This is a genomic window from Nocardioides sp. BGA-UO-ETr-FS32, from assembly GCF_059567905.1.
In genome coordinates, this window is record NZ_JCAQOX010000014.1 from 87,601 (window position 1) to 104,380 (window position 16,780).

A 16,780-nucleotide genomic window follows, 5' to 3' on the forward strand; every position below is an offset into this window, starting at 1 on the left:
CCGTGCCGGCGAACCCGTGGGAGCTGCGCGCCGACGTGCGACCGCTGGAGGCCGCCGCGCAGCGCTGGAGCGAGCTCGGGGCCCTGATGGCACGCCGTGGCGACGACCTCGTCGAGGCCGCCCGCCGCGCCACCGAGGGATGGGACGCGGCCGCCGCGGAGAGGTTTGCGGAGCATCGCCGAGAGGTCCTCGCCAACCTCGACCGGTTCACCACCCTCGCGGCACAGATCGCCGGGTCGTTGCGAGCCGTCAGCGCGGTCCTCACCTCCTCGCAGAAGGAGCTCGACCAGGCGTGGACCACCGTGGCGATGGTCCCGCACGAGAAGGTCGGCGAGTCGCGCCACCTCGTCTTCAAGCCGTCCGAGGACGACGACCGCGGCAAGGTCGCGCGCGGCCAGGCCGAGACCGAGGAGATCCGCCGTCGCCTCACCCTGGCGCTCGACCAGGAGGCCACGCGGCTGCGCGCGGCCCGCGCCGAGCTCGTCACGGTGCGCACCGAGCTGATGACGCTGACCAGCAGTCGGTTCCCCGGGACCCTCGGCCCCGCCCACGAGGTGTCCGGTGTCGGCTCCGTGCCGCCGGAGTCGTCCACCTCCGTGCGCGGCGCCTCCCAGGCGGGCGTGTCCGCCCTGCCGCCGATCGCTCCCCTCTCGGTGTCGATGCCCGACCTGACCGGGATCTCGTCGAGCGGCATCGACCCGCTCGCCGGGGCCGCGGCGGCCGCGGCCCTGCGAGGTGCAGCGGCCAGGCGGTCGTCGGGCCAGACCACCCCGCCCATCGGCGGCATGGGCGCCGGGGCCATGGCGGCGCGCGCCGGCACGATGTCGCGGGGCATGGCGGGCGGCCGCAGCGGACCGTCGCGGATGCCCACGCCGCGACTCGAGCGCACCTCGTCGGATGAGTCCGCCGCCCGCGCCGCCCGCGACAAGGAGGCGGCCAAGGAGGCGGCCAGGGAGGCGAAGCGCGCCGCGCTCGAGCAGAAGCGTGCCGAGCGAGCGGCCCGCAGGGCCGAGCGCCGGGCCGACCGGGAGACCGAGCAGGAGAAGGCGCCTCACCGCGACGACGCGGAGCTCGACGCGGAGCCGGGCCTGGGGCCGGGCCCGGGGCCGGTCGAGACGGACGAGGCCGACGGCGGTGACCCTGCTGGGCGCCGGCCGCTGATCGAGGTCGTCCACGACCCGGCGCCCGACGCGGACCACGGGGGCGGTCGCCGGTAGATTGGCGTCGTGCCCGAGACGAGCGCCCCGCAGTCCCCTTCCCGCACGGCCTCCGGCCTGACGACGTCCGGCGCGACCGGCACGCTCGACACGGTGGCGTTGGCGGCCGCCGACGCCGAGCGGGAGCAGCCGTGGGCCGACCTCGGGCTGAAGGCCGACGAGTACGCCCGGATCCGCGAGATCCTCGGCCGTCGCCCGACCAGCTCGGAGCTGGCGATGTACTCCGTCATGTGGAGCGAGCACTGCTCCTACAAGTCCACCAAGGTGCACCTCAAGCAGTTCGGCGAGATCCCGCAGGAGACGCCGGTCGGCAAGATGCTCGCCGGCATCGGCGAGAACGCCGGCGTGCTCGACATCGGCCAGGGCTACGCCGTGACCTTCAAGGTCGAGAGCCACAACCACCCGTCCTTCGTCGAGCCCTACCAGGGCGCGGCCACGGGAGTCGGCGGCATCGTCCGCGACATCCTCGCCATGGGCGCCCGCCCGGTCGCGGTGATGGACCCGCTGCGCTTCGGCCCGCTCGACGCCCCCGACACCGCGCGCGTGCTGCCGGGGATCGTGGCCGGCGTCGGCGGCTACGGCAACTGCCTCGGCCTGCCCAACATCGGCGGCGAGGCCGTCTTCGACGACACCTACGCCGGCAACCCGCTCGTCAACGCGCTGTGCGTCGGTGTGCTCCGCCACGAGGACCTCCACCTCGCCAAGGCGTCGGGCGCGGGCAACCAGGTGGTGCTCTACGGCGCCCGTACGGGCGGCGACGGCATCGGCGGCGTCTCGGTGCTGGCCTCGGAGACCTTCGACGAGACGGGCCCCGCCAAGCGGCCGAGCGTGCAGGTCGGCGACCCCTTCATGGAGAAGCTGCTCATCGAGTGCACCCTCGAGCTCTTCGCCGCCGGCGTCATCGCGGGCATCCAGGACCTCGGCGGTGCCGGGCTCTCCTGCGCGACCTCCGAGCTGGCCTCGGCCGGTGACGGCGGTATGCACGTCGAGCTCGACCGGGTGCCGCTGCGCGACTCCACGCTCGCTCCCGAGGAGATCCTCATGAGCGAGTCGCAGGAGCGGATGATGGCCGTCGTCGAGCCCGCGGACGTCGAGGCGTTCATGGCCATCTGCGAGAAGTGGGACGTGGAGGCCGTGGTGATCGGCGAGGTCACCGACACCGGGCGCCTCGAGATCGACTGGCACGGCGAGCGCGTCGTGGACGTGCCGCCGCGGTCCGTCGCGCACGACGGCCCGACCTATCAGCGCCCGTACGCCCGCCCGGACTGGCAGGACGCCCTGCAGGCCGACGGTGCCGAGGCGCTCGCCCGACCGGCGTCCGGCGAGGAGCTGCGCGACACCCTGCTGCGCCTCGTCGCCTCGCCCAACCTGTGCGACAAGTCGTGGATCACCGACCAGTACGACCGCTACGTCCAGGGCAACACCGTCCTCGCGCAGCCGTCCGACTCCGGCATGGTCCGCGTCGACCCGGCGACCAACCTCGGCGTCTCGGTCTCCACCGACTGCAACGGGCGCTTCGCCAAGCTCGACCCCTACGCCGGAGCCCAGCTCGCGTTGGCCGAGTCGTTCCGCAACGTCGCCACCGGCGGCGCCCGCCCGCTGGCCGTCTCCGACTGCCTCAACTTCGGCTCGCCCGAGGACCCCGACGTGATGTGGCAGTTCGCCGAGGCCTGCCGCGGCCTCAAGGACGCCTGCCTCGAGCTCGGCATCCCGGTCACCGGCGGCAACGTCAGCCTCTACAACCAGACCAGCGAGACGGCGATCCTGCCGACCCCGGTGGTCGCCGTCCTCGGCGTGATCGACGACGTCACCCGGCGTACGCCCACCGGCTTCGTGGCCGAGGGGGAGCAGGTGTTCCTCCTCGGCGAGACCCGCGAGGAGCTCTCCGGCTCCGAGTGGGCCCACGTCGCGCACGACCACCTCGGCGGCCTCCCGCCCAAGCTCGACCTCGCCGCCGAGCAGGCGCTCGCCTCGCTGCTGCAGGACGCCGCCCGCGACGGCGTGCTCACCAGCGCCCACGACCTCTCCGACGGCGGCCTCGCGCAGGCGCTCACCGAGTCGACCTTCACCCGCGACATCGGCGTCTCGGTGTCCCTCGACGCGGTCGCGGACGACACCTTCGTCGCGCTCTTCTCCGAGTCCACCGCCCGGGCCCTGGTGACGGTGACCGACGAGCACGCCGACGCGCTGGTCGCGCTCGCCCAGCGCCACGGCGTACCTGTCACGCCCCTCGGGCGCACCGGCGGCGGCACCATCTCGGTCGAAGGCGCCTTCGACCTGCCCGTCGCCGAGGCCAAGGCCGCCTGGCGCGCGACGCTCCCGGCGGTCCTCGGCTCCTGAGATCGCCCGGCCCGGAGCCTCTGGAGTCACCGGATATCCGGTGAGTTCCCTGCTTACAGGTACAGATCTCTACCTGTAAGCAAGGCGGTCACCGGATATCCGGTGACCGCCCAACGAGGCAGGCAGGCAGGCAGGCAGCTCAGCTCAGCTGGAGCGCCGCATCGCCCGTACGCCGACGAGCAGGCCGACGGCCGCGACGATCGCCGCTCCGGCGGCCCCCTGGAGGATCACGTCGGCCGGCCAGGTGCCGGCGAACAGCGCGCGGGCCGCGTCGACGACGTACGTCATCGGGTTGAGCATCGACACGACCTCGAGCCAGCGGGGAGCGCCGTCCATCGGCAGCAGCACGCCGGCGGTGAGCAGGGCCGGGAAGAGCAGCGTCTGCTGGATGGTCCAGAACATCCAGTCCTCGCCCTTCGAGGCGAGCGCCAGCGCGAACGACAGCGCACCGACGCCGATGCTGAAGACCGACAGGAGCGCCGCCGCGGCCAGGACGCCGCCGAGGTGCAGGTCGAAGCTGAAGGGCGTCACGACCGCGACGATGATCGCGACCTGCATCAGCATCGGCACGACCTCCTTGAGGGCGCGGCCGACGAGCAGGGCCGAGCGGCCGAGCGGGGAGACCAGCTGCCGCTCGTGCGAGCCGGACTGCATCTCCTCCATCAGGTTCGCGCCGGTGAACGACGCCCCCATCAGCGCGGTCATCGCGACGATGCCGGGCACGAACCACTGGAGCGCAGAGCCTCCGCCGGTGGCCATGTCGGGCAGCAGGGGCGCGAACAGGCCGAGGAAGACCAGCGGCTGGATCATCGCGAACACCACGGCCATCGGCTCGCGCCACACGGGCTTGAGCTCGCGGTTCATCACGTTGACGGTGTCTGCCAGGAAGGTGCTCATGCTGCGACCTCGCTCTTGATGTCGGTGGACTCGGTGTCGGACCCGGTCGACTGCGCCTCGCGCAGGCTGCGACCGGTGAGGTCGAGGAAGACGTCGTCGAGCGTCGGCCGGGCGACCTCCACCCGCGCCGGGGGTACGCCGTCCGCGGCCAGGTCGGCGAGCACCTCGCCGACGAGGGTGGAGCCGTCCTTGACCCGCAGGTCGACCGAGGTGCCGTCGACGTCGACGCGCGAGTCGGGCACCCGCTCCAGCCGGGCGGCGCCGCGCGCGGCGTCGGCTGCCGAGCCGAAGCCCAGCCGCACGAGGTCGCCGAGCCCGCTCTTGAGGCGGGCCGCGGTGTCGTCGGCGATCACCCGGCCATGGTCGACCACGATCACGCGGCCGGCGAGGGCGTCCGCCTCCTCGAGGTAGTGGGTGGTCAGCACGACCGTGCTGCCGCTCTCGGCGTGCAGGCGCTGGATGAGCTCCTGGAGGTTCGCCCGGTTCTGCGGGTCGAGCCCGGTGGACGGCTCGTCGAGGAACAGCACGCGCGGCAGGTGCACGAGCCCCATCGCGATGTCGAGGCGGCGCCGCTGTCCGCCGGAGAGGGAGGAGACCTTGCGGTCGGCGACAGCGGCGAGGTCGAGGTCCTCGACCAGCTCGGCCGCCCGGCGGTGCGCATCGGCCCGGGACAGGCCGTGCGCCCGGCCCTGGCTGATGAGCTCGTCGCGGCCGAGCTGGCGATGGCCGGCGCCGTTGCCCTGGCCGACGAAGCCGATCGCGTGGCGTACGTCCCGCTGCCCGGTGACGACGTCGTGCCCGGCGACGCTCGCCGAGCCCGAGGTCGGCGGGATGAGGGTGGTGAGCATGCGCAGCGTCGTCGACTTCCCGGCCCCGTTGGGTCCGAGGAAGGCGACGAGCTCGCCCTGCCCGATCTCGAGGTCGAGGCCTTGCACGGCCTCGACGGTCTGCTTGCGCGAGGTGAAGTGGCGGGTGAGGCCGCGGGTCACGATCGCAGGCGATGAGGAGTGGTCTGAGTGCTGGTGATGGGTCATGGGAGAGACGCTAGGAACCAATCAGGTCAGTTCCTGACCGCATCCAGAACTATTCTGGTCGGCATGAGCACGAGCGAGCGGATGCTGCGGCTGCTGTCCCTGCTCCAGACCCACCGCTACTGGCCGGGCCCGGAGCTGTCCGACCGGCTGGAGGTGAGCGCGCGGACGCTGCGCCGCGACGTGGACCGGCTGCGCGAGCTCGGCTACACCGTCGACGCCGTACGCGGTGCGGCCGGCGGCTACCAGCTGCGGGCCGGCGGCTCGCTGCCGCCGCTGCTCCTCGAGGACGAGGAGGCCGTCGCGATCGCCGTCGGCCTGCGGACGGCGGCCACCTCGGCGGTGTCCGGCACCGACGACTGGTCGGTCCAGGCACTCTCCAAGGTCCTCTCCCTCATGCCGCCGCGGCTGCGGCGCCAGATGGACGCCGTTGCCAGCCAGACCGAGTCACCGGGGCCGTGGGAGGGCGCACCGGTCTTCGACGCGGCGGTACTCACCACCCTCGCCCAGGCCTGCCGCGACAGCGAGGTGCTCCGCTTCGACTACGCCGCGCGCGAGGCCGAGGTGACCCACCGCCGGGTCGAGCCGCTGCGCCTGGTCTCGCTCGGCCGCCGGTGGTACCTCGTGGCGTACGACCGCGACCGGGCCGACTGGCGCAGCTTCCGCCTGGACCGGATCGCCGCCCCGGAGCCCACGGGCCAGCGGTTCCGCGCGCGCGACCTGCCCGCCGAGGACGCCCTCGCCTTCGTGCAGCAGGGCATCCGCTGGATGCCCCAGCGCCACTCCGTACGCGTCCGCGTGGCGATGGCGGCCGACGACCTGGCGGCCCGCGTCGGTCGTTGGGGGACCGTCACCGAGGACGGCGCAGGATGCGTGCTCGAGATGAACGTCGACGACCTCGCCTGGCCGGTGATGGTGCTGGCGAGCTGCGGGGCCGACTTCACCGTCGAGTCGCCTCCGGACCTGGCCGAGCGCGTCGCCGAGGTGGGGGCGCGGTTCTCCCGGACGGCCGGCTGAGTCGACCGGTGACGCGACGAAGGGCCCCCCGGTGCGGGGACCCGGTCTCCCCGGTGGCGGCCGGTGCGGCGAAGGCCGCGGCGGCGAGGGTGGCGGCCGAGGGGAGGGCCAGGAACGCGGTGCGGGTGGTCCGCGACAACCTGGGGCGGTGCTGGGGCATGCGTGTCACTGGCAAGCCCCCGAAGGGACGAGGGCGACCGCGACCGGCACGGTGACCGAGCCGTGGCCGCCTCGGCTCCGAAGCACCGGCATGCGCCGCCGTACGCTCCTCGCGATGCCCGCACTCGGGCTCGTGCCCGCGCTGCGGGGCGCGTGCTCCGAGGGCCCGACCGTGGACCGGCTCGACGACACGCGGGACGGGCCGCGGCAGGATGGTGCCGTGCGGATCACCTACGGCGACGACCCGTCCCAGCTCGTCGAGCTCCACCGACCCTCAGGGGTTTCACGCGGCGTGGTGGTCGTCATCCACGGCGGCTTCTGGAAGGCCGCCTACGACCACGCCCTCGGCACGCCCTTGGCGCGCTCGCTGGCCGAGCGGGGCTGGACCGCGTGGAACATCGAGTACCGCCGGGTCGGCAACGGCGGCGGGACGCCAGAGACCTTCGACGACGTCGCCGCGGCCATCGACGCGCTGGCCGACGTCGACGACCTCGACCTGTCCACCGTCGTCACGCTGGGCCACTCCGCGGGCGGCCACCTCGCGGTCTGGGCGGCCGGGCGCCACGACCCCGGCGTACGCGTCACCCACGCGATCTCCCAGGCGGGGGTGCTCGACCTCGTCGCCGCCGACCGGGCCGGACTCGGCGACGGTGCGGCGGCCGCGCTCCTGGGCCACCCCGCCGGGTCCGGGGACGCCCGGTGGGACCCCCGACAGCAGCTCCCGCTCGACGTGCCGGTGTGGTGCGTGCACGGGACCGACGACGCTATCGTGCCGCTGGAGCAGTCCGAGGACTACGTCCGCGCGGCCACGGCGGCGGGCGCGCGGGCCGAGCTCGTCCGCGTCGAGGGCGACCACTTCGTCGTCATCGACCCCGACAGCGACGCCTGGCAGGTCCAGCTGGAGGTCCTCGACGCCATCGGGTGAGCACCGTGCAGGCAGTTCGGCCCCCGGACCCGCGACTCCACGCTCAGCGGCCGCCGACCTGACGCGAACTGCCTGCATGGTGTCGGTCTAGCCTCGGGTCGTGCCCGCCCGCCTCAAGGTCCTGACCCCCGCCCAGCTCGCCACCGCCCACGCCGAGGGCGACGCCAAGGCCCTGGTCAAGCACTACCTCGCGGTCCTCGAGCAGCGCGCGCCCGGCCGGTCCGTCGAGGTCCGGGTGCCGCCCTACGCGGCCGTCCAGGTGGTGCCCGGCGTGCGCCACACCCGCGGGACCCCGCCGGCCGTCGTCGAGACCGACGCCGAGACCTGGCTGGCGCTCGCCACCGGCCGTACGACGTGGGCCGAGGCGCTCGACTCGGGTGCGGTGGTCGCGAGCGGGGAGCGCACGGACCTGTCGCCGTACCTGCCCCTGGACGCCTGAGCCCGGGCGCGCCCGGCTGAGGTCGGATCGGCTCAGGGGTGCACGTGGGCCTCGGATTCCGGTACGAAGGAGCATGGCGACCATCACCGATGACCAGGTCCACGCCCTCGACCTCTGGTTCCGCGCGGCCAACTACCTCTCAGTCGGCCAGATCTACCTGCTCGACAACCCGCTCCTCGAGCGTCACCTCGAGCGTGAGGACATCAAGCCGCGACTGCTCGGCCACTGGGGCACCACACCCGGTCTGAACCTCGTCTGGACCCACCTCAACCGGCTGATCCGCGAACGCGACGTGGACGCGATCATCCTCTGCGGTCCGGGCCACGGCGGCCCCGCCGCGGTCGCGAACGCCTGGCTCGAAGGCACTTACTCCGAGGTCTTCCCGGCGATCGCACACGACGGCGACGGGATGTCGCGACTGTTCCGCCAGTTCTCCTTCCCCGGCGGCATCCCCAGCCACGTCGCCCCGGAGACGCCCGGATCGATCCACGAGGGCGGCGAGCTCGGCTACGTCCTGTCCCACGCCTACGGCGCCGCCATGGACAACCCCGACCTCGTCGTCACGGCGGTGGTCGGCGACGGTGAGTTCGAGACCGGTCCGTTGGCGGCGAGCTGGCACGCCAACAAGTTCGTCGACCCGGTCCACGACGGTGCGGTGCTGCCGATCCTGAGCCTCAACGGCTGGAAGATCGCCAACCCGACGATCCCCGCGCGCATCCACCGCGACGAGCTCGAGAGCCTGCTGCGCGGCTACGGCCACCACGTCCTTACCGTCGAGGGTGACGACCCGGCCGACGTCCACCGGCAGATGGCGGCCGCGCTCGACGAGGCGCACGACATGATCCGCGACATCTGGCGCGCCGCGCGCGAGGACGGCGACGTCGAGCGCCGGCCGTGGCCGATGATCCTGCTCGTCACGCCGAAAGGATGGACCGGGCCGGCCGAGGTGGACGGCAAGCCGGTGGAGGGCACCTGGCGCGCGCACCAGGTGCCGCTGGCCGGCACGCGGGAGAACGACGAGCACCGCGCCCAGCTCGAGGAGTGGCTGCGGTCCTACCGACCCGACGAGCTCTTCGACGCCGAGGGCAGGCCGGTGGAGGCCGTACGCGCCAACGCGCCGTCGGGCTCCCGTCGGATGAGCGCCAACCCCCATGCCAACGGCGGGCTGCTCAAGCGACCGCTCCGGCTCCCCGACTGGCGCGAGAGTGCCGTGGCCGTCGAGCGCCCCGGCGCCTCGATCCACGAACCGACCCGCGTCCTCGGCCAGTGGCTCGTGGGTGTGGTGGGCGACAACGACACGAACTTCCGGATCTTCGGCCCGGACGAGACCGCCTCCAACCGCCTCGACGCGGTCTACGAGGTGACCGACAAGGTGTGGGCAGCCGACCTCCTCGACGTCGACGAGCACCTCGCACGCTCGGGACGGGTGACGGAGATCCTCTCCGAGCACACGTGCCAGGGCTGGCTCGAAGGCTACCTGCTCACTGGCCGGCACGGCCTGTTCAGCTGCTACGAGGCGTTCATCCACCTCGTCGACTCGATGCTCAACCAGCACGCCAAGTGGCTCAAGACCACGCGCGAGATCGAGTGGCGCCCGCCGATCGCCAGCCTCAACTATCTGCTGAGCTCGCACGTGTGGCGCCAGGACCACAACGGCTTCTCCCACCAGGATCCCGGCTTCATCGACCACGTCGTCAACAAGAAGGCCGAGGTGGTGCGCGTCTACCTGCCGCCGGACGCCAACACGCTGCTGTCCACGATGGCCCACTGCCTGGAGAGCGAGCACTACGTCAACGTCGTCGTATCGGGCAAGCAGCCGAGCTTCGACTGGCTCGACGCCGAGCAGGCCGACCTGCACTGCGCCCGGGGCCTCGGCATCTGGGACTGGGCGTCCAACGACGACGGCGATCCCGACGTCGTCATCGCCGCGGCCGGCGACGTGCCGACGCTGGAGGCGCTGGCCGCGGTGTCGCTGCTGCGCGAGCACCTGCCCGACCTGCGCATCCGGTTCGTCAACGTCGTCGACCTGATGCGCCTGCAGGACGAGGCCGAGCACCCCCACGGGCTCAGCCACCGTGACTTCGACACCGTCTTCACCACCGACAAGCCGGTCATCTTCGCCTACCACGGCTATCCGTGGCTGATCCACCGGCTGACCTACCGCCGCACCAACCACGACAACATCCACGTGCGCGGCTACAAGGAGGAGGGCACCACCACCACGCCCTTCGACATGGTGATGATGAACGACACCGACCGCTACCACCTGGTCATGGACGTCATCGACCGGGTGCCGGCGCTCGGTCCGCGGGCCGCGTCCGTACGCCAGCTGATGACCGACACCCGTCGGCGCGCGCGGTTGTGGACGCGCGCCCACGGCGACGACCTGCCCGAGGTGCGCGACTGGCAGTGGGACGTCGAGACCGACCCCGACCGAGGTGGGTCGCCGTCGACCACGGCCGACCCCGACACCGGCGCCGACAACCTCTAGGACCGCCCTGGGACGAGCACCGCTCGCGTCGCGCGGGCCCACGGGGGCTAGCCTCCGCCACATGAACGTGAGCTCCCTCGGCTTCCGCACCGACCTGGCGCTGCTGACCGCCTCCGGCAGCATCGTCGAGGACCGGGGCACCCACCTCGTCGTGCGGTCGCCGGACAACCCGTCCTACTTCTGGGGCAACTTCCTCCTCCTCGCCGAGCCGCCCGTGCCCGGCGGCGAGCGGGAGGTCGTGGCGGCGTTCCGGACCGAGTTCCCGCTGGCCGACCACGTCAGCATCGGCATCGACACCGCCGAGCTGACCGACGAGGCACGCGCGGCCTTCGAGGACGCCGGGCTGACCGTCGACGTCGCGACCGTCCTGACCGCGACGAGCCTGCAGCCGCCCCGCGAGGTCGAGGCCGAGGTCCGTGCGCTCGACGGCGACGAGGACTGGGAGGCCCGCGCCCGACTCAGCCGCCACGTCGACGCGCGGCCGACCGAGGAGGCGTTCATGACGTTCGCCCGCCAGAAGAACGTCCAGGAGCGCAGGCTCGTCGACGCCGGCCGCGGCCAGCGCTTCGGGGCGTTCGTCGACGGCGAGCTCGTCGCGACCGCCGGCGTCTTCGTCGCCGAGGACGGCGTGGCCCGCTTCCAGAGCGTCGAGACCCACCCCGACCACCGCCGCCGGGGACTGGCCGCCGCCGTGGTGCACGCCGCCGGCCGGCACGCCCTCGACCACCTCGGCGTACGCACCCTCGTGATCGTCGCCGACGCCGACGGCGAGGCGATCGGGGTCTACCGCCGCCTCGGGTTCGCCGACCACGAGCGGCAGCTGATGATGGAGATGCGCAGCGGGGAGTGGGCCGGTCTCGACGGCTGAGACCCGAGTCCTAGGGTGGCCCGTATGACTGTCGACATCGCCGCTCGTCTCGCCGAGGTCATGCCCGGCATCCGCCGCGACCTCGAGGACCTCGTCCGCATCGAGTCCGTCTCCGCCGACCCGGCCCGCGCCGGCGAGGTCGAGCGCAGCGCCGAGGCCACCCGCGACCTGTTCGCCGCGGAGGGTTTCGAGTGCGAGATCGTCCGCGCGTACGACGGCGCCCCGCCCGCCGTGATCGCGAGGAAGGCCGGTCCCGAGGGCGCTCCGACGGTCCTGCTCTACGCCCACCACGACGTGCAGCCCGAGAACGACCACGCCGACTGGGACTCCCCGCCGTGGGAGCCGACCGAGCGCGGCGACCGCCTCTACGGCCGCGGCGCTGCCGACGACAAGGCCGGCATCGCCGCCCACCTCGGTGCGGTCCGGATCTTCGGCGACGAGCTGCCGGTCAACCTGGTGATCTTCATCGAGGGCGAGGAGGAGGTCGGCTCCGACACGCTCGTCGAGCTGCTCGAGACCCACAAGGACCGCCTCGAGGCCGACGTCATCGTCATCGCCGACTCCGGCAACTGGGACATCGGCGAGCCCGCCCTCACCACCAGCCTGCGCGGCCTCGTCCGGATGGACGTCGAGGTCCGTACGCTCACCCACGCCGTGCACAGCGGCATGTGGGGCGGCCTCGTCCCCGACTCGATCATGACGCTGAGCCGCCTCATCGCCAGCCTCAACGACGACGCCGGCAACGTCGCCGTCGAGGGCCTGCACGCCGGCCCTGCCGCCGACGTCGAGTACCCCGAGGCCCGCCTGCGTGCCGAGTCCGGCGCCGCCGAGGGCATCGAGTGGATCGGCTCCGGCTCGGTCGTCGAGCGCCTGTGGACCAAGCCGTCGATCAGCATCACCGGCCTCGACGCCCCCAAGGTCGAGGGCGCCTCCAACACGCTCGTCCCCGCCGCACGCTGCCGCATCAGCATGCGCATCGCCCCCGGCGACACCACCGCCAACGCGGTGACGTGCCTCCAGGCCCACCTCGAGAAGCACACCCCCTGGGGCGCGACGCTCACCACGACGGTCGTCGACACCGGCGAGGCCACCCAGATCGACGCCAGCGGTCCGGCCTACGACGCCGCGCGCGCGGCGTTCGCCGAGGCCTGGGACGGCACCGCGCCCGTCGACATGGGCGTCGGCGGGTCGATCCCGTTCATCGCCGAGTTCCTCGAGGCGTTCCCGCAGGCGAGCGTGCTGGTGACCGGCGTGGAGGACCCCGACACCCGTGCGCACGGCGCCAACGAGGGCCTGCACCTCGCGGAGTTCGAGAAGGTCGTCAAGGCCGAGGCCCTGCTGCTGCGCAACCTGGGCGAGCTGCCGCGGGGCTGAGACGCTCCGGCGGGTGAGCCCGCTGCTGGGGACCGTCGGTAGCGTGGCGGGCATGGCGACCTTCCGTGCCCGCGACCGCTCCTCGGCGGTGCTCCGCTCCCCGCGCCGCGAGGTGTGGGCTGCCCTGACCGACGCTGACCTGATCGCGCGGATGACGCCCTACGTCACCTCGATCGACGTGGACGGCGACCGGTGGACGTGGCGGATGGGCACCATCCCCGTCCTGCACGTCTCGGTCGCACCGCACTTCACCGAGGTGATGGAGTTCGAGCCGGAGGAGCGGATCAGGTTCCACCACGACCCCGCGCGCACCGACGAGATGACGGCGGTCGAGGGCACCTACGAGCTGGCGGACCACCCCGACGGCGGCACCGACGTGAGCATCGACCTGGAGATCAGCGCCCGGCTGCCGCTGCCCGGCCTCGCCCGGCCGGCGGTCGAGCGGGTGATGGCCGGGGTGGTCAAGCACATGGGCGCGGTCTTCTCGCGCAACCTCCTCAAGCACCTCGGCGAGGCGTGATGAGGGTCCTCGTGCTCGGTGCCACGGGCTACGTCGGGTCCCGGCTGGTGCCGCACCTCCTCGAGCACGGCCACGACGTGGTGGCCGCCTCGTCGTCCGCGCCGCGCCCGGACCGCTTCGGCTGGGACGACCGGGTCCACGCGATCCGGTGCGACGTGACCGACCCCGCCGCCGTCCTCGCGGCGGTCGACGGCGTCGACGCCGTGGTCTACCTCGTGCACTCCCTCGACCGCAGCGACTTCTCCGACCGCGACCGCGTGGGGGCCGAGACGGTGGCGGCCGTCGTGCGGGAGTCGGGCGTACGCCGCGTCGTCTATCTGTCCGGGCTCGTCCCCGACGTCCCCGAGTCCGACCTGTCGGCCCACATCTCCTCGCGGCTCGAGGTGGAGCGGATCCTGCTGGGCGCCACCGAAGGGGCCGTGGCGTTGCGGGCCGGTGTCGTGATCGGCGCCGGGTCGACGTCCTTCGAGATCATCCGCCAGGTCGCGACCCTTTTCCTCGTGCAGCCCGTGCCGACCTGGATGCGCAGCAGCGTCCAGCCGGTGGCGGTCTCCGACGTGCTGCGCGCGATCGACGACGCGCTCGCCGAGGACGGTCCGCGCGGAGCGGTCGACGTCGGCGGTCCGGACGTCGTCGCCTACCCCGACCTGATGCAGGTGGTGGGCGGCAAGGCGGGCCTGTCCCGGCTCCGGGTCCCCGCGCCGGTCGCCCCGACCGGACTGGTCGGGCTCGCGACCGCCCTGGCGACCACGGCGCCGTTCCACACCGTGACGGCCCTGATCGAGTCCCTGCACCACGACATGGTGTGCCGGCCCGGGCACACCTGGCAGCCGCGCTCCGGCGGTCCGCTCCTCGGCATCGAGGAGGCCGTGCGCCGCGCGCTCACCCCGATGTACGCCGGCCCCGAGGGTGCCCTGCCGTCTGATCCCGCGTGGGCGCGCCGCAACCCGCTGCTCGACGTCCTCCCCTTGCCGGCGGCCGGCCGGACGGCCGCCCGGCTCGCGCTCCACCGCGTACGAGCGCTGCTGCCGGGCGCCTGAGCGCGAGACGCCCCTTGAACGCTGACAGCGAGACTGTCACAGTGTCGGGACGCGGTTCCTGGGGAGGGACCTCCGCCCCGGGAGGCAGCCGGGGCTGACCAGAACGGGTGATCCCGGTGCCCCCTGAGCCTCACCTTCCCCCTGCCCCTCCGGCTGCTCCTGCTGCCCCGTACGCCCTCGACCGGCGTCGCTTCGTCGGCTACGTGCTGGGCGGTGCCACCCTCGTGGCCGCCGCCGACCTGGTCCTCGACCCTCCCGCCGCGGGAGCCGAGATCCCGACGGCCCCGCAGGTCCCCGAGCTCTACGACCTCAACGACATGCTGACCGACGCGGCGCGCCCGACCGCCAACCTCATCACCGTCACGATCAACGAGGACGGCACGGCGAGCTTCGAGCTGCCGCGGATGGAGGTCGGGCAGGGCATCACCACCTCGAGCGCCATGCTCATCGCCGAGGAGCTCGACCTGCCGGTGGAGCAGGTGCGGGTCACGCTGGCGCCGGCCCGACCCGAGCTGCTGTTCAACCAGCTCACCGGCGGCTCCAACACGACCATCTCGACCTACACCCCGATCCGCGTCGCTGCCGCGGTCGCCCGCCTCGCCCTCCTCGAGGCCGCCGCGATCGTGCTGGGCGACACCGTCGACGGACTGGTCGCCAAGGGCGGCGTCATCACCGCGACCGACGGCACCTCCGTCACCTACGGCGAGCTGGCGGTCAGGGCCGGTGCGGGCGGCACGCGTGCCGTCGAGGTCGAGCTCAACGCCGAGAGCGACTTCGCCGTCATCGGCCGGCCCACGAGCCGGGTCGACGCGCTCGCCGCCGTGACCGGCGCGAAGGACTTCACGACCGACCTCGACGTCCCCGGCGCCCTGCCCACCATGGTGTGCCGCGCGCCCACGCTCAACGGCACGCCCGTGTCCGTACGCAACCGGGCCCAGGTGGAGGCGATGCCCGGCGTCACCCACGTCGCGCAGGTCAGCACGGGCGTGGCGGTGCGGGCCGAGACGTTCGGGCAGTGCATCGACGCCGTACGCGCCCTCGACGTGGTGTGGCAGGACGGTCCGGTCGCGGGGGAGAGTGACGAGACGATCCTGCGCAAGGTCCGTGCCGCGCAGCCGCCGATGCCGGAGCTCCCCGACACCCCGCTCGCGCAGACCGTCTCCGGCGACTTCACGTTCTGGTTCCGCAGCAACTCCGCGATGGACACCAACAGCGCCATCGCCGACGTCCGGTCCGACGGCGCGACCATCTGGTCCGGGCTCAAGTCGCCGATCGTCGCGCAGCAGCAGATCGCCCTCAAGCTCGGGATGAGGCCCGACCAGGTCACGGTCAACGTCGTCACCGCCGGCGGGTCCTTCGGTCGGCGGCTGTTCTTCGACGCCGCGCTCGAAGCGGCCGAGATCTCCCAGGCGATGGCGGCACCGGTCAAGCTGATGTGGCACCGCGCCGACGACGCCCGGGTGGGGCGCGGGCACCCGCTGGGCACCTGCCGGGTGCAGGCGACGGTGCTCGGCGACAACGTGCTGGCCTTCAACCAGTCGCTCACGTGCGTGGAGACCGACTTCCGCCACGGGCTCGGCGAGATCATCACCGCCGCTGCGGCCGACCTCCCCGCCGGGGTGGGCAACCTCGGCTTCGCCGAGACGATCTTCGCCCTCACCCAGGAGGTGCCCTACGACTTCGGTGCCGTCGTGCAGACGCTGGTCGAGACCGACGACCGCTTCAACACCGGCTCGATGCGCAACATCTACTCACCCGACGTACGCGTCGCGAGCGAGCTCATCGTCGACAGGCTCGCGGCGAAGATGCGGATGGACCCCTACCAGTTCCGCCGGAAGTTCCAGCGCAACCCGCGCCTGCTCACGGTGCTCGACACGGTCGCCCAGGCGGGGGAGTGGGGCAGGTCGATGCCGGCCGGCACCGCCCAGGGCATCGCGATCCACAAGGAGTACAAGGGCGTCTCGGCCTGCCTCGTGGAGATCGACACCCGACCCGCGACCACCGGGCGCAGGATCCGCGAGGCCGTCACCGGGCCGCGCGTCACCCGCGTCACCTTCGCCATCGACGTCGGCCTCGCGATCAACCCCCGCGGGCTCGAGGCGCAGATGCAGGGCGGGATCAACGACGGCATCGCCCTCGCCCTGACCTCCAGCCTCCACCTGCGTGACGGGCACTTCCTCGAGGCCAGCTGGGACAACTACTTCTACACGCGCCAGTGGAACACCCCGCCCGACGTCCGGGTGATCGTCGTGCCGTCCGAGGAGAAGGTCCCCGGAGGCGCCGGCGAGGCGGGTGTCGCCGCATCGTTCGCCGCGGTCGCCTGCGCGTACGCCCGGGCCACCGGGACCATGCCGACCGAGTTCCCGATCAACCACCGGCAGCTGTCCTTCGAGCCCAAGCCCTTCGTCCCGCCCGTCCCGCAGTCGCCGACCAACGGCCTCGACCTCACCTCCTGAGGAGCA

General features: G+C 73.0%; 13 protein-coding genes. 11 read left to right on the forward strand and 2 right to left on the reverse strand.

The genetic code is table 11. The features are described from left to right. The first annotated feature begins 2 nt into the window (after nucleotides 1-2). Both AC57BS_RS10280 and purL read left to right on the forward strand, forming a co-directional pair. Complete coding sequence (locus AC57BS_RS10280; RefSeq protein ID WP_496411352.1) at nucleotides 3-1,217, forward strand: WXG100 family type VII secretion target; 1,215 nt, start codon at nucleotides 3-5, stop codon at nucleotides 1,215-1,217. A gap of 57 nt (nucleotides 1,218-1,274) precedes the next feature. Beyond that, entirely contained in the window at nucleotides 1,275-3,557 is a 2,283-nt protein-coding gene (gene purL, locus AC57BS_RS10285; RefSeq protein WP_496411974.1) for a phosphoribosylformylglycinamidine synthase subunit PurL, read from the forward strand. A 144-nt stretch (nucleotides 3,558-3,701) separates the two neighbouring features. Here the strand turns inward: purL and AC57BS_RS10290 are convergent, their stop codons facing one another. Together AC57BS_RS10290 and AC57BS_RS10295 are read right to left on the reverse strand one after the other, a co-directional pair. Continuing rightward, entirely contained in the window at nucleotides 3,702-4,454 is a 753-nt protein-coding gene (locus AC57BS_RS10290) for an ABC transporter permease (protein WP_496411353.1), read from the reverse strand. Continuing rightward, complete coding sequence (locus AC57BS_RS10295) at nucleotides 4,451-5,488, reverse strand: ABC transporter ATP-binding protein (protein ID WP_496411354.1); 1,038 nt, start codon at nucleotides 5,486-5,488, stop codon at nucleotides 4,451-4,453. Before AC57BS_RS10295 ends, AC57BS_RS10290 begins: the two co-directional genes overlap by 4 nt. A gap of 63 nt (nucleotides 5,489-5,551) precedes the next feature. On the opposite strand from AC57BS_RS10295, the gene AC57BS_RS10300 reads away from it, so the two are divergent. The 9 genes from AC57BS_RS10300 (at nucleotide 5,552) to AC57BS_RS10340 (ending at nucleotide 16,774) form a co-directional block, all read left to right on the forward strand. Then, nucleotides 5,552-6,502 carry a helix-turn-helix transcriptional regulator gene (locus AC57BS_RS10300; RefSeq protein ID WP_496411355.1) on the forward strand — a complete coding sequence of 317 codons (951 nt, stop codon included), beginning with the start codon at nucleotides 5,552-5,554 and terminating at the stop codon, nucleotides 6,500-6,502. 274 nt (nucleotides 6,503-6,776) lie between these two features. Beyond that, complete coding sequence (locus tag AC57BS_RS10305; RefSeq protein WP_496411356.1) at nucleotides 6,777-7,586, forward strand: alpha/beta hydrolase family protein; 810 nt, start codon at nucleotides 6,777-6,779, stop codon at nucleotides 7,584-7,586. 100 nt (nucleotides 7,587-7,686) lie between these two features. Next, the gene (locus tag AC57BS_RS10310; protein WP_496411357.1) at nucleotides 7,687-8,025 is read left to right on the forward strand and encodes a sterol carrier family protein; all 339 of its coding nucleotides are present in this window, start codon (nucleotides 7,687-7,689) and stop codon (nucleotides 8,023-8,025) included. A gap of 73 nt (nucleotides 8,026-8,098) precedes the next feature. Further along, nucleotides 8,099-10,516, forward strand: a complete 2,418-nt coding sequence (locus AC57BS_RS10315; protein ID WP_496411358.1) for a phosphoketolase family protein — start codon at nucleotides 8,099-8,101, stop codon at nucleotides 10,514-10,516. A gap of 61 nt (nucleotides 10,517-10,577) precedes the next feature. Continuing rightward, entirely contained in the window at nucleotides 10,578-11,384 is an 807-nt protein-coding gene (locus tag AC57BS_RS10320; RefSeq protein WP_496411359.1) for a GNAT family N-acetyltransferase, read from the forward strand. Between the two features lie 24 nt (nucleotides 11,385-11,408). Continuing rightward, nucleotides 11,409-12,758, forward strand: coding sequence for a dipeptidase (locus tag AC57BS_RS10325; protein WP_496411360.1), 1,350 nt, complete (start codon nucleotides 11,409-11,411; stop codon nucleotides 12,756-12,758). 52 nt (nucleotides 12,759-12,810) lie between these two features. Further along, complete coding sequence (locus AC57BS_RS10330) at nucleotides 12,811-13,278, forward strand: SRPBCC family protein (RefSeq protein WP_496411361.1); 468 nt, start codon at nucleotides 12,811-12,813, stop codon at nucleotides 13,276-13,278. Further along, on the forward strand, nucleotides 13,278-14,318 hold the full coding sequence (locus AC57BS_RS10335) for an NAD-dependent epimerase/dehydratase family protein (RefSeq protein WP_496411362.1): 1,041 nt from the start codon (nucleotides 13,278-13,280) through the stop codon (nucleotides 14,316-14,318). The genes AC57BS_RS10330 and AC57BS_RS10335 overlap by 1 nt, the downstream gene beginning before the upstream one ends. A gap of 116 nt (nucleotides 14,319-14,434) precedes the next feature. Next, nucleotides 14,435-16,774, forward strand: coding sequence for a molybdopterin cofactor-binding domain-containing protein (locus tag AC57BS_RS10340; protein WP_496411363.1), 2,340 nt, complete (start codon nucleotides 14,435-14,437; stop codon nucleotides 16,772-16,774). The last annotated feature ends 6 nt before the right edge of the window (nucleotides 16,775-16,780 follow it).

Coding starts and splice junctions, on each gene's coding strand:
- AC57BS_RS10330 (WP_496411361.1), top strand. CDS start 12,811: ATGGCGACCTTCCGTGCCCGCGACCGCTCCTCGGCGGTGCTCCGCTCC.
- AC57BS_RS10320 (WP_496411359.1), top strand. CDS start 10,578: ATGAACGTGAGCTCCCTCGGCTTCCGCACCGACCTGGCGCTGCTGACC.
- AC57BS_RS10315 (WP_496411358.1), top strand. CDS start 8,099: ATGGCGACCATCACCGATGACCAGGTCCACGCCCTCGACCTCTGGTTC.
- AC57BS_RS10305 (WP_496411356.1), top strand. CDS start 6,777: ATGCCCGCACTCGGGCTCGTGCCCGCGCTGCGGGGCGCGTGCTCCGAG.
- AC57BS_RS10335 (WP_496411362.1), top strand. CDS start 13,278: ATGAGGGTCCTCGTGCTCGGTGCCACGGGCTACGTCGGGTCCCGGCTG.
- AC57BS_RS10295 (WP_496411354.1), bottom strand. CDS start 5,488: ATGACCCATCACCAGCACTCAGACCACTCCTCATCGCCTGCGATCGTG.
- AC57BS_RS10300 (WP_496411355.1), top strand. CDS start 5,552: ATGAGCACGAGCGAGCGGATGCTGCGGCTGCTGTCCCTGCTCCAGACC.
- AC57BS_RS10290 (WP_496411353.1), bottom strand. CDS start 4,454: ATGAGCACCTTCCTGGCAGACACCGTCAACGTGATGAACCGCGAGCTC.
- AC57BS_RS10325 (WP_496411360.1), top strand. CDS start 11,409: ATGACTGTCGACATCGCCGCTCGTCTCGCCGAGGTCATGCCCGGCATC.